We start from the raw sequence: 12,233 nt of genomic DNA, 5'->3' as shown, positions 1-12,233 counted from the left end.
CGTCTGTCGTGGGCCGTATGAGGACGAGGAGGGTCGCGTGACGACCACACCGAACCCGGCACCCCGTGACCGGACCCACTATCTCTACCTGGCGGTGATCGTCGCGGTCCTCCTCGGGATCGCCCTGGGCCTGGTGGCGCCGGACGCCGGGGTGGCGCTGAAACCGCTGGGCACGGCCTTCGTGGCACTGATCAAGATGATGATCAGCCCGATCATCTTCTGCACGATCGTGCTCGGCGTCGGCTCTGTGGCCCAGGCCGCGAAGGTCGGCAAGGTGGGCGGGCTAGCCATCGGCTACTTCCTCGTGATGTCCACGGTGGCGCTGGCCATCGGCCTGCTCGTGGGCAACGTCCTGCACCCCGGCGAGGGGCTCCAGCTGACCGACGAGCTGCGCAAGGCCGCAGAGGAGCAGGCGGCCAAGGGCGGCGAGAGCGACACCACGTCGTTCCTGCTCGGCATCATCCCGGCGACGTTCGTCTCGGCGTTCACCGAGGGCCAGGTGCTCCAGACCCTGCTGGTCGCGCTGCTGACCGGCTTCGCGCTGCAGGCGATGGGGGAGCGGGCGGCGCCCATCCTGCGGGGGCTCGGCCACGTGCAGCGGCTCGTCTTCCGCGTGCTGGCGATGATCATGTGGGCGGCTCCGGTCGGCGCGTTCGGCGCGATGGCCGCGGTGGTCGGCGCGGGCGGTTTCGACGCGCTGCGCAGCCTGGCGCTGCTGATGGGCGGCTTCTACCTGACGTGCCTGCTCTTCGTGGGAGTCGTGCTCGGCACGGTGCTGTGGCTCGGCGCGCGGATCAACCTGCTGTCGCTGCTGCGCTACCTCGGCCGGGAGTTCCTGCTCATCCTGTCCACGTCCTCCTCCGAGTCGGCGCTGCCGCGCCTGATCGCCAAGATGGAGCACCTGGGGGTGAGCCGCGCTGTCGCCGGCATCACGGTGCCGACCGGCTACTCCTTCAACCTCGACGGCACCGCCATCTACCTGACCATGGCGACGCTGTTCGTGGCGCGGGCGACCGGCTTCCCGCTCTCCGCCGGGGAGCAGATCGGGCTGCTGGTCTTCATGATCATCGCGTCCAAGGGGGCGGCGGGGGTCACCGGCGCCGGCCTCGCCACGCTGGCGGGAGGCCTGCAGGCGCACCGGCCGGCTCTCGTGGACGGCGTCGGCCTGATCGTGGGCATCGACCGGTTCATGTCGGAGGCCCGGGCGCTGACCAACTTCGCGGGCAACGCGGTCGCGACCGTCCTGATCGGCTCATGGGTGGGCGACTTCGACCGCTCCCGGGCCGAGGAGGTGCTGGCCGGCCGGGTGCCCTTCGACGAGGCGACGTTCGTGGACGAGGGCCACGCCCCGGCTCCCGGGGCCGAACCCGCCGCCACACCGGTCCACTCCTGATCGCTCCGGCACGCCCCGGGGAGCGCCGCTCCCCGGGGCGTGCCGGCAGCACGTCGCTCAGCGGGACGGCGGCTGGAACTCCGGCTGGTCGAGCACTCGCAGCCAGCTTCCGTCGGGCTGGCGCCGTACGACCTGGGCGCGGGCGCCGGCGCCGTCCCTGGGCGGGGTCGAGGTGAGCGCGATGTCGCCGCTGACCAGCGTCGGAAGGGGCTCCTCGGGCTCGAAGCGGGGGCGGTTCGCCAGCACCTTCTCCCACAGGGCGCGGATCGCCTCCCGGCCGACCGTCACGCTGCCCGGCGGGTAGGCCAGCACGGCGTTCTCCTCGTAGAGCGCCGCCACGCCCGCGGCGTCACCGGCGTTGGACCGCTCGACGAACAGGCGGGTGATGTCCTCCGGCCGCATGGCCTTCTCGTAATCCGGCATCGGTTCCTCCCCGAATCTCGACGGCGAATCTCGTACAGCCTCCACCCTGCCGAGCCGCCTTTCAGAAGTCCAACAGATGGTTCTGCTGGCAACTAGAATCAAAAGTTATGGAGCTGCGCCAGCTGGAGTATTTCGTCGCGGTCGCCGAGGAGCGCAACTTCACCCGCGCCGCCGAGCGGGTGCACATCAGCCAGCCGGGCGTCAGCGCCCAGATCAGGCAGCTCGAACGCGAGCTCGGCGCCGAGCTGTTCGACCGGTCCGCGCGGACCGTCACCCTGACCGTCGCGGGCAAGGCCGCGCTCGACCACGCCCGCGCCGCGCTCGCCGCGGCCGGGGCGCTGGGCCAGGCGGTGGGCGAGGTGACCGGACTCATCCGGGGCAGGCTCACCGTCGGGATGGTCGTCGGCTGCACCGTCACGCCGCTGTTCGACGCACTCGCCGCCTTCCACCGGGCCCATCCCGGGGTCGAGATCGCCCTGCTGGAGGACAACTCCGACCGGCTCGTCGAAGGGGTGCGCTCCGGGGCTCTCGACCTGGCCCTCGCCGGGCTCGCCGCCGCCCCGGACGGCCTGGAGACGCTGACGATCGTCAGCGAGCGGCTCGTCGCCGCCGTCCCTCCGGATCACCCCCTCGCGGGACGGGGCGGCGTCACCCTGAGCGACCTCGCCGCGCACCCGATCGTCTGCATGCCGTACGGCACCGGCCTGCGCACCGTCTTCGACCGCGCCTGCGCGGCCCGGGGTCTCCAGCCGGTGATCGCGCTGCAGGCCGGGGCGGCCGACGCGATCGCCGGCCTCGCGGCCCGCGGGCTCGGCGTCGCCGTCCTCAGCGAGTCGATGGCCGCGGCCTACCGGGACCGGCTCACCGCGCTCACCATCGAAGACGTCGAGACGCCCGCCCTGCTCGCGCTGCTGTGGCGCGGCGGCCAGGGCCCGGCCGTACGCGAGTTCGTACGGCACGCCCGGCGCTCCTTCGCCGTGCCTCCGGCGTGAGAATCGCCGGACTCCGGATTGGACGTATGTGCCCGGGCACTCCTAGAGTCCCTTTCATGACGTCTGGTGATCTCCAGTTCCGGAGGGCCGAGAAGAGCGACGCGGACGAGATCTTCGCGCTCGCCCGCGAGTTCGCGGTGACGTTCCGGCCCGAGCGGGCGCCGTTCGACGCCGCGCTGCCGCAACTCCTGGAGAACGAGGACGCCTTCCTGCTCGTCGCCACCGTTGACGGCACCGTACGCGGCTACCTGCTGGGCTTCACCCACCTCACGCTGTTCGCCAACGGCAGGGTCGCGTGGGTGGAGGAGGCGATGATCGAGAGCGGTTACCGCCGTCTCGGCATCGGGCGGCGGCTCCTTGAGGAGTTCGAGACGTGGGCGCGCTCACGGCAGGCCGGATACGTCGCACTTGCGACCCGGAGGGCCGCCGAGTTCTACGGCGCGCTCGGCTACGAGGTGTCGGCCACCTACTACCGCAAGATGCTCAGACCGAAGACGTGAGCTGGGCGTCCAGGCGGTAGCCGTCCACGGTCACGTAGACCGAGTCGCCGGGCCGCGCGTTCAGCCGCATCAGCACCGGCTGGAGCGAGTCGAACACCGGCTGCCGGTCGCGCCACACCAGCACGACGGCGTTGTCCCCCGGGCCGGTGACCGACAGCAGCGTCCCCGGGCGCATGCCGAGCTGGGCGGCGTACCCCTCCGGGACCGCGACCGGCTCGCCCCGCAGGTGGCCGCTGGTGACGTCGATCCGCTGCCAGCGGCGCGGGTCGGAGGCCGGGCTGGAGGTCGGGCGGGGGTTCGGCACCAGGTGGGGCCGCGGCACGCCCCCGTTCAGATTGCCGCCCAGGTGGTTCCCGTTCTGGTTCCCGTTCTGGTTCCCGTTCTGGTGTCCGTTCAGGTTGCCGTTGAGATTGCCGTTCGTGAGCGCGTTGAGCGCGGCGAGCGCGGTGGCGGCGTCGGGCCCGTTGTTGGCCTGCGAGGGGATCGGGACCCCACCGCGGCCGTGATGGTGCCCGTTCGCGCCCGGCGTACGGCGGGGCAGCGGCGCGGGCCGCGCGGACTGGTCGGGGCCGTGCCGGGTGGGCAGGGGGCCGGGCTCGGCCGGCGAGCTCGCCTGCGGCATGGATTCGAGCCACGCCTTGGCCGAGTGGGCACGGATGCCGAGCTGGCCGAGCAGTTCCACGACGTCGGCGTCCGCCGGCTTGTTCGCCAGCAGCTGGCGGGTCTTCTCCCGCAGCCCCGCGAGGTCGCCGACCACGAGCCAGCCGTCCTGGAGGCGGCGGTCGGGCATCAGCGTCACCAGCACCCGCCACAGCGGCGTGCCGAGGGCCGGCACCTCGATGGGGTGGGACGGGTCGGCCGCGATGAGCTGCTCCTGGGTGGCCGCCGCGCCCAGCCATTCGGTGAGCCCGAACAGGTGGCCGGTGAGCGGCGCGGAGTCGGGGGAGCGCAGCCACAGCAGCACCCGCTCCTCGGCCGCGCGCTGGGCCTGGGAGAGCAGGTCGCGGTCAACGTTGAGGTTGTGCGCCAGCGTGCGCAGGCTCACCGGCTCGGCGGCGAACAGCCGCTCGGCCGCGACGGCCCTGGCGAGCGGGTCCCAGCCGCGGAACAGGCCCTCGATGACCGCGACCATCGGGTGCGCGCTGAGGTCGGCGGGCCGCGCCGCCTCCGGAGCAGGCTGGGCGGCCGGCTGAGCGGCGGGCTGGGCGGGTGGCTGCGCAGGGGCCGCAGGGACCTGCGGGAGCGAGGCTCCGGGCTGCCGGGCGAAGGGCTGGGTGGCGGGCCTGACCGGTCCTGCCGCCGGCGCCGCCCCCGGTACGGTGGGTGGCGGCGGCGTGCCCTGCCCCGGCCGGGCGGGCGCCTGCCCCGGCTGCGGGGGCGTCTGGGCGGGTGCCTGAGCCGGTGCCTGCGCGGCGGCGACCTGGGGGAACGCCTGAGAGGAGGTCCCGGGCACGGCCTGCGGGAAGGGCACGGAGGCGGGGCCGGCGGGCGCCTGCGTCTGGCCCTGACCCGGTGCCTGTGCGGGGGCCGGTGCCTGTGCGGGTGCCTGTGCCTGTGCGGGGGCCTGTGCCTGCGGCTGAGGCGGTGCCGGAGTCTGGACCTGTGCCTGTGCCTGTGCTTGGGCGGCCTGGGCCTGGGGTGCGGCCTCGGCCCCGGCGAGGGCCTCCGCGGACCGCCCGGACGCCAGCTCGCTCTCCAGGCGCCCGAACACCTCCCGGAACACCGTGGTCAGGAGAACCTCGGGCGAGGCCGGGGCGGCCGGGGCCTGGAGGTCGCACGGCGTCAGGCGGCGCAGCCGATACCAGCCGCCGAGGTGGTTGACCACCGTGCGTACGGGGTCGGGCCAGCCGGGCATGGCCGGGTCCACGGTGTGCACCTGGAGCGCCGGAAGCAGGTCGGTGAGGGGCAGGTGGTCCCAGCGCCCGACCGCCAGGCGGGCGAGCCGCTCGCAGAGCCAGTCGACGCCGGTCGCCCGCATCGCGCGGCCGATTCCGACGGAGGCCCACCAGCCGCCGGGCAGGCGCGGGTCGGCCAGCAGCTCGGCCACCTGCTGAGGACGGCTCCAGCGCAGGGCCGGGACCAGGTCGCTCAGGCAGATCGTTGACTCGGCGTCCATCGGTATGACCGCACCCTCCCGAGAGTGACGCATGTTGCTAATGGTGCAGCTTACGCCGCAAACCAGCAATTGGTGTCAATAGGGTAAAGTTCCCAGGATCCGGCCGGGCACCGATCTGCGCGACCGCCGCGGCACCCGTCTCACACCCCTTACGCAGGGCTTCCTCGGGCGTGTCCCCGGCCATGAAGGCGACCAGGAACCCCGCGGCGAACGCGTCTCCCGCGCCCGTCGAGTCGACGACCTCCGCCGTGGGCGCGGCCGCTCTGGCGACTATACGGCCATCGCGGGCCAGCAGGGCACCACCGGCCCCCAGCTTCACCACAGCCGTCCCGTAGTGGGCGCTGAGCGTGCCGGCGGCCGTCTCGGGATCCGCGGCGTCCGCGAGCAGCAGGGCCTCCTCCAGGTTGGGGATCACGATGCTCGCCGGGGCGCTCTCGCGGAGGAACCGCTCGGGCCCGAAGGCGCGCAGCGGCCCGCTGGAGGCCGGATCGACGCTGATGGTGATCCCGCGCCCGGCTGCCTCGCGCATGGCGAGCCGTACGAGCTCCAGGCCCGGCTCGGCGAACATCGTGTACGCCGACACGTGCAGGTGCCCGACCCCGTCGAGGAGGTCCGGGGTCCAGTCGCCGACCCCGATGTGGCCGCTCGCCCCGCGGTTGGTGAGCATGGACCGCTCGCCGGTGGAGTCGACCATCGCGATCACGACGGCCGAGGGCCGTTCCGGGTCGATCCGCAGGTGCGGCCGGACCCCGGCCTTGGTGAGCTGGGCCGCGTGCCACTCGCCGGTGTCGTACCCGGCCCGCGCGAGCAGGCGGGTGTCCGCGCCGAGCCGGGCGGCCCAGGAGGCGGTGTTCGCCCCCGAGCCGCCCGGGTGCAGCGCGATGTCGGCGGGCGTGTCGGTGCCGGTGGCCGCGGGGCCGTCGTGCAGCGCGACGACGTCGGTGACCACGTCGCCGATCACCAGCAGACCGCTCACCCGGCCGCCCAGGCGGCCGCGATCTCCCCGGCCAGGCGGGTGTTGCCGCGTACGGCCGCGAGGTTGGCCTCCAGCGAGGCGCCACCCGTGCCCTCGACCAGGTATTCCAGCAGGAACGGCGTGATGGCCTGCCCGGTGACCCCGCGCTCCTCGGCGGCGCGCAGGCCGTCCGCGAGCACCCGGTCGTGCAGTTCGGGGTCGAGCTGGAGATCGACCGGCACCGGGTTCGCCACGATCAGCGCCGTGTCGAGCCCGCCGAGCGCGTCCTGGGCCCGCATGACGCCGGCGGCCTCCTGCGGCGTCTCGATGCGCCAGTCCACCGGCTCGCCGGAGGTGTGCAGGTAGAAACCGGGGAACTCGTCCGTGCGGTAGCCCACGACGGTGACCTGCTTGGTCTCCAGCCGCTGGAGCGTCGCGGGCACGTCGAGGATCGACTTCACCCCGGCGCACACGACGGTGATCCTCGTGCGGCTGAGCGTGTCGATGTCGGCAGACTCGTCCTGCACCGTGGTCCAGCCGCGGTGGACGCCGCCGAGGCCCCCGGTGGCGAACACCCGCACGCCCGCGCGGGCGGCCAGGAACGAGGTGCCCGAGACGGTCGTGGCGCCGCTGAGCCCGAGCGCGGCGGCCGGGGCGAGGTCGCGGAAGCCGAGCTTGCGCAGGCCCGGCTCGGTCGCGATCCGCTCCAGCCCCTCCTTGTCCAGGCCCACCCGGGGGACGCCGTCCAGCACCGCCACCGTCGCCGGCACGGCCCCCGCCTGCCGGACGATGTCCTCCAGTTCGAGTGCGACCTGGAGGTTGCGGGGCTGGGGAAGCCCGTGGGAGATGATGGTGGACTCCAGGGCGACCACCGGACGGCCGGCGGCCAGCGCCTCGGCGACCTCATCGGAAACGCGCATGTCTCTCCTGTGTTTCCCGCTCACCATCGGGGCGCTCACTTCCGCCTGGCCGTGCCGAAGGCGCGCCGTCGGCGCCTCCCTCGTCGCGCTCGGGTCGCTTCGCTCCCGCGCGCTGCTCGGTCCAGATCGGCGGCGCGCCCCTCCGGATCGCTCGGTGTGTTTCCCGCTTGGGGTTCTCTCGTTGGCGGAAGATTGTCCGCTTCGGCATATTCTGCCCGGGTATCGAGGGGGAACTTGCGATAAGTTGCGGGCGTCCGCCCGGCCTCACCCGTCGCCGGCCCCCCGTCGGCCCTCCGAGACCCTTTCACGCCCGCCGTCACGACCCGCATCCGGCCCCGCCCACTGAGACACCGAGCCACGTACGACCCGGGAGAACGCCTTCATGCCACGCTCGCACTACGACGTCGTCATCGCCGGCGCCGGGCACAACGGCCTCGTCGCCGCGGCCTACCTCGCCCGCGCCGGACGCAGCGTGCTGGTCCTGGAACGCCTCGGCCACGTGGGCGGTCTCGCCGTGTCGGCCCGAGCGTTCCCCGGCGTGGACGCGCGGCTGTCGCGTTACTCCTACCTGGTCAGCCTGCTGCCCACGAAGATCGTGAAGGACCTCGGGCTCCGTCTCGACCTGCGCCGCCGCCGCTTCGCCTCCTACACGCCGGCGGGCGACACCGGTCTGCTCGTGGACAACGAGGACGCCGCGCGCACCGCCGCCTCCTTCGAGGCGGTGACCGGAGGACGGCACGACCTGGCCGCCTGGGAGCGGTTCTACGGGATGACCGCCCATGTGGCCCAGCGGGTCGCGCCGACGCTGCTCGAACCGCTGCGCGGCCGTACGGCACTTCGGGAGGTCGTGGGGGACGACGAGGCGTGGCGCGACCTGTTCGAACGGCCCGTCGGCGAGGTGGTGGACGAGCGGTTCGCCGACGACACCGTGCGCGGGGTCGTCCTCACCGACTCCCTGATCGGCACCTTCGCCGACCCGGCCACCGACCTGCTGGCCAACCGGTGCTTCCTCTACCACGTCATCGGCGACGGCACGGGCGACTGGAACGTCCCGGTCGGCGGCATGGGCGCGGTGACCGCCGAGCTCGCCGAGGTCGCGCGGCGGCACGGCGCCGAGATCCGCACCGGCGCCGAGGTGCTGGCCATCGACCCGGACACGGGAGAGGTCACGTTCGACGACGGCGCGCAGCACGCGGTGACCGCCGGGAAGGTGCTGGCCAACCTGCCGCCCGCCGTGCTCGCCCGCCTGCTCGGGGAGACGCCCGAGCGGCCCGAGGGCGCCCAGCTCAAAATCAACATGGTGCTGTCGCGGCTGCCCCGGCTGCGCGACCCCGCCGTGGACCCCGCCGAGGCGTTCAGCGGCACCTTCCACATCAACGAGACCCGCGACCAGCTCGCCGCGGCGTACGCGCAGGCCGCCGCGGGGAAGGTGCCGGACCTGCCGCCCGCCGAGGTCTACTGCCACTCGCTCACCGACCCCTCGATCCTCGGCCCGGAGCTGCGCGAGGCGGGGGCGCACACGATGACGCTGTTCGGCCTGCACATGCCGGCGCGCCTGTTCGCCGATCCGGCGGCGAAGAAGGAGGCGCTGGCCCGCACGCTCGCCTCGATCGACTCCGTGCTCGCCGAGCCCATCGAGGACTGCCTGCTGCGCGCGCCCTCGGGCGAGCCCTGCCTGGAGGTCAAGACGCCGCTCGACCTGGAGCGCGACGCGGGCCTGCCCGGAGGCCACATCTTCCACCGCGACCTGTCCTGGCCGTACGCCGAGGAGGGCGGCCACGGGGACCGGCCCGCTCAGTGGGGCGTCGAGACGGCGCACGAGCGGGTGCTGCTGTGCGGCGCGGGCGCCCGGCGCGGCGGCGGCGTCAGCGGCATCCCCGGCCACAACGCCGCGATGGCCGTTCTAACGGAACCTTCATGACGCTCGGGTAGCTTGTGCCGGTGCGTGAGGAATCGGCGAAACTGCTGGTAGTGGATGACGAGCCCGCACTCAGGGAGGCGCTGCGCAGCAGCCTGGAGTTCGAGGGCTACGCGGTCGAGACCGCCGCCGACGGGCTCACCGCGCTCGACCTCCTCGACCGCGCCGGGCAGGACGGGAGGACGTACGACGCGGTGCTCCTCGACGTCATGATGCCCCGGCTCGACGGGCTGACGGCCTGCCGGCGGTTGCGCGCCGCGGGCAACCTGCTGCCGGTGCTCATGCTGACCGCCCGCGACGCCGTCGGCGACCGCGTCTCCGGCCTGGACGCCGGGGCGGACGACTACCTCGTCAAGCCGTTCGAGCTCGACGAGCTGCTCGCCCGCGTGCGGGCGCTGCTGCGGCGCGGCGGGCAGTACGTGCGGAACGAGAGCGGCGGCGACGTCCTCGCCTTCGGCGACCTGCGCATGGACACCGTGAGCTGGGAGGTCACCCGGGCCGGCCGCAGGCTCGACCTCACCCGCACCGAGCACCTGCTGCTCGAACTGTTCCTCTCCCACCCACGCCAGGTGCTCACCCGCGAGCAGATCCTGCGGGAGGTGTGGGGCTTCGACTTCGAGCCGTCGTCGAACTCGCTGGACGTGTACGTGATGTACCTGCGGCGCAAGACCGAGGCGGGCGGGCTGCCCCGCGTGATCCACACGGTGCGCGGCGTGGGCTACGTGCTCCGGCCGTCGCCGTGAGACGGCGATCCCTGCGGTCCCGGCTCACGCTGCTGATCGCGGCCGGGGTCGCCCTGGCCGTCGCGGTGGCGGCGGCCGTGTGCTGGCTGCTCGTCCGCAGTGAGATGCGCGGCCAGATCGTCGGTTCGATCACGCACCTGCGGCCGCCGGCGCAGCAGGTCGCGTTCGCGCTGCGGGACTGCGCCGGTCAGGGGCGCAAGGAGGCCCGCCCCCGGCCCGACTGGGACCCCTCGGGGCGTAGCTGGCAGGTCGTGCTGCCGGACGGCTCGGTGTGCGTCGCGTCCGGGTCGGCCCAGGTGACGCCGACGGCACAGGAACGGACGATGGCCGCCTCCGGCGGCACGCCCGTGCTGCGCGACGCGGTCGCCACCGACGGCACCTCCGTGCTCGTCTACACCTTCAGATATGAGCCGCGTCCCGGCGTCCCTCCGGGCGACGTCGCCCAGCTCGCGGAGCCGCCCCTGCGGCCGGGCCCGGTCACGGTGAGCGTGTTCCGCTCCACCGCCGAGATGGACCAGACGCTCCGCATCCTCGCCCTCGTCTTCGGCTCGGTCAGCGTGCTCGGCGTGCTCGGCGCCGCCGTGGCCGGGCTCTGGCTGGCCCGTACGGCACTGCGCCCGGTGGAGCGGCTGACCCGCGCGGTCGAGCACGTCGCCAGGACCGAGGACCTCAGCGTGACGATCCCGGTGGAGGGGGAGGACGAGATCGCCCGCCTCAGCCGGTCGTTCAACACGATGACCGCCGCCCTGTCCAGCTCCCAGGAGCGCCAGCGGCGGCTCGTCGCCGACGCGGGACACGAGCTGCGCACCCCGCTGACGAGCCTGCGTACCAACATCGACCTGCTGCTGCGCAGCGAGAACACCGGCCGCGCCATCGAGCCCTCGGCCAAGCGGCGCCTGCTGGCGAACGTCAAGGAGCAGTTCGAGGAGATGTCGAGCCTCATCGGCGACCTGCTGGAGCTGTCGCGCAAGCCGGAGAGCGGCGAGGGGTCGTCCGACATCGCCCTGCACGAGGTGGTGGCCTCGGCGGTCGAGCGGGCCAGGCGGCGCGGTCCAGGGCTGCGCTTCGACGTCGACCTGGAGCCGTGGCAGGTGCACGGGGACGCCAGGGGCCTGCAGCGGGCCGCGGTGAACGTGCTCGACAACGCCGTGAAGTTCAGCCCGCCCGGGGGCCTGGTGACCGTGCGGCTCAAGGGCGGCGTGCTGACCGTGCGCGACGAGGGCCCCGGCATCCCCGACGACGAGCTGCCGCACGTGTTCGAGCGGTTCTGGCGCTCGCCGTCGGCGCGCAGCCTGCCCGGATCCGGTCTCGGCCTGTCGATCGTGGCCCAGGCCGTACGGGACGCCGGGGGCCGGGTCGCGATCGAGAACGCCCCCGGTGGCGGCACCCTCGCCACCGTCGAGCTCCCCGGCAACCCGCCGGCCGCCTGACGCCGGCACGTACAGCACGCCCCGGCTCATGCCTGCACTCCCGCGCGAGCGGCGTACGCGACCTGGCGGCGCAACCGGACGAGGTCTCCCGGTCCGGCATCGAGGGCGTAACGCTCCATCGCGTTCCGGATGTGCTCGACCTGGGCGTCGTCGATGCACACGGTTCCGCTCCGGGCGGGCTCCTCGCCGATCAGGGTTTGCAGATCGACGTTCAGCGCCTCGCAGAGCGAGTCCGGGGCGGAAAGCCGGTCGGCGCTTCGAACCCCGGCCTCCACCTTGCGCAACCAACTGGTCGAACGGCCAATCCGGTCGGCAAGGATCTGCTGAGTCAGGCCGCGCCGACGCCGCCAGTACGCCACCCGCCGGCCCAGCTCCCGATCGTTCATTCCATCGCCTCAATCCGTCCGCGCCCGGATTCCTTGACGCCTCATGAGCGCCCCGTGCCGGACTTGGTGAATCGCAAATCGCTCCGGGAATAGTCGTGGGGCGTTTGCAAGGGGACAACGGGACTACCCGCGACGCGGGCTGTACAGGAACGGGAACGACCCTCAAACGCACGCTTGATCTGCTCGACACGTAGCGAGCGTCTGCACGAGCCGGGCCGAGCTGACCGCGCCTCTCCGGACCCGAGCGCAGCCGATAGGTCGTCATTGGGCCGCCGCAGCATCGGGGCCGGTTGGTGTGGGCGCGTGAATGCGGGGCTTGACGTGCTCGGCGTGATGTGGTTGGCCTGAAACCAGGGTTTTCTCCGAGTCCCTAAAGATACCCTTCTGAGATCTTTGACTACTGACATCCACTCTCGTGGTGATTAGAGTCAGTTTGATCACGATCTTCGGCGATGCG

The 12,233-nt window shown here is 73.1% G+C and carries 11 protein-coding genes; 6 read left to right on the top strand and 5 right to left on the bottom strand.

The window, feature by feature from the left end; all coding sequences use genetic code 11:
* Positions 1-37: 37 nt before the first annotated feature.
* Positions 38-1,393: a cation:dicarboxylate symporter family transporter gene (locus tag OHB01_RS36875; protein ID WP_142645351.1), complete on the top strand. Its 1,356-nt coding sequence runs from the start codon at positions 38-40 to the stop codon at positions 1,391-1,393.
* 57 nt (positions 1,394-1,450) lie between these two features.
* Here OHB01_RS36875 and OHB01_RS36870 read toward each other — a convergent pair whose 3' ends face one another.
* Complete coding sequence (locus OHB01_RS36870; RefSeq protein ID WP_328710529.1) at positions 1,451-1,816, bottom strand: YybH family protein; 366 nt, start codon at positions 1,814-1,816, stop codon at positions 1,451-1,453.
* Positions 1,817-1,923: 107 nt separating this feature from the next.
* On the opposite strand from OHB01_RS36870, the gene OHB01_RS36865 reads away from it, so the two are divergent.
* Together OHB01_RS36865 and OHB01_RS36860 are read left to right on the top strand one after the other, a co-directional pair.
* Positions 1,924-2,808 (top strand): LysR family transcriptional regulator, encoded by an 885-nt coding sequence (locus tag OHB01_RS36865; protein WP_147944034.1) that lies wholly within the window; start codon positions 1,924-1,926, stop codon positions 2,806-2,808.
* A 56-nt stretch (positions 2,809-2,864) separates the two neighbouring features.
* On the top strand, positions 2,865-3,308 hold the full coding sequence (locus OHB01_RS36860; protein ID WP_142645348.1) for a GNAT family N-acetyltransferase: 444 nt from the start codon (positions 2,865-2,867) through the stop codon (positions 3,306-3,308).
* Here the strand turns inward: OHB01_RS36860 and OHB01_RS36855 are convergent.
* The 3 genes from OHB01_RS36855 to OHB01_RS36845 are packed head-to-tail and all read right to left on the bottom strand — an operon-like array spanning position 3,292 to position 7,299.
* Complete coding sequence (locus tag OHB01_RS36855; protein ID WP_328710528.1) at positions 3,292-5,424, bottom strand: hypothetical protein; 2,133 nt, start codon at positions 5,422-5,424, stop codon at positions 3,292-3,294. The two genes, OHB01_RS36860 and OHB01_RS36855, sit on opposite strands and share 17 nt — an antisense overlap.
* A 37-nt stretch (positions 5,425-5,461) precedes the next feature.
* Complete coding sequence (locus tag OHB01_RS36850) at positions 5,462-6,400, bottom strand: carbohydrate kinase family protein (protein WP_142645346.1); 939 nt, start codon at positions 6,398-6,400, stop codon at positions 5,462-5,464.
* Positions 6,397-7,299 carry a pseudouridine-5'-phosphate glycosidase gene (locus OHB01_RS36845; protein ID WP_142645345.1) on the bottom strand — a complete coding sequence of 301 codons (903 nt, stop codon included), beginning with the start codon at positions 7,297-7,299 and terminating at the stop codon, positions 6,397-6,399. The genes OHB01_RS36850 and OHB01_RS36845 overlap by 4 nt, the downstream gene beginning before the upstream one ends.
* Before the next feature lie 382 nt (positions 7,300-7,681).
* Here OHB01_RS36845 and OHB01_RS36840 point away from each other — a divergent pair, with 382 nt between their 5' ends.
* From OHB01_RS36840 to OHB01_RS36830, 3 genes are read left to right on the top strand one after another with little or no spacing between them, the layout of a single operon-like run.
* On the top strand, positions 7,682-9,220 hold the full coding sequence (locus OHB01_RS36840) for a phytoene desaturase family protein (RefSeq protein WP_142645344.1): 1,539 nt from the start codon (positions 7,682-7,684) through the stop codon (positions 9,218-9,220).
* Positions 9,221-9,240: 20 nt separating this feature from the next.
* Positions 9,241-9,960 (top strand): response regulator transcription factor, encoded by a 720-nt coding sequence (locus tag OHB01_RS36835; protein ID WP_168065602.1) that lies wholly within the window; start codon positions 9,241-9,243, stop codon positions 9,958-9,960.
* Positions 9,957-11,390, top strand: coding sequence for a sensor histidine kinase (locus tag OHB01_RS36830; protein ID WP_147944032.1), 1,434 nt, complete (start codon positions 9,957-9,959; stop codon positions 11,388-11,390). The genes OHB01_RS36835 and OHB01_RS36830 overlap by 4 nt, the downstream gene beginning before the upstream one ends.
* 26 nt (positions 11,391-11,416) lie before the next feature.
* On the opposite strand, the gene OHB01_RS36825 is transcribed toward OHB01_RS36830, so the two are convergent.
* Complete coding sequence (locus OHB01_RS36825) at positions 11,417-11,776, bottom strand: helix-turn-helix domain-containing protein (RefSeq protein WP_142645342.1); 360 nt, start codon at positions 11,774-11,776, stop codon at positions 11,417-11,419.
* Positions 11,777-12,233: the final 457 nt, after the last annotated feature.

The organism is Microbispora hainanensis (assembly GCF_036186745.1).
Lineage (GTDB): Bacteria > Actinomycetota > Actinomycetes > Streptosporangiales > Streptosporangiaceae > Microbispora.
This window is presented reverse-complemented; position numbering and strand designations above follow the sequence as displayed.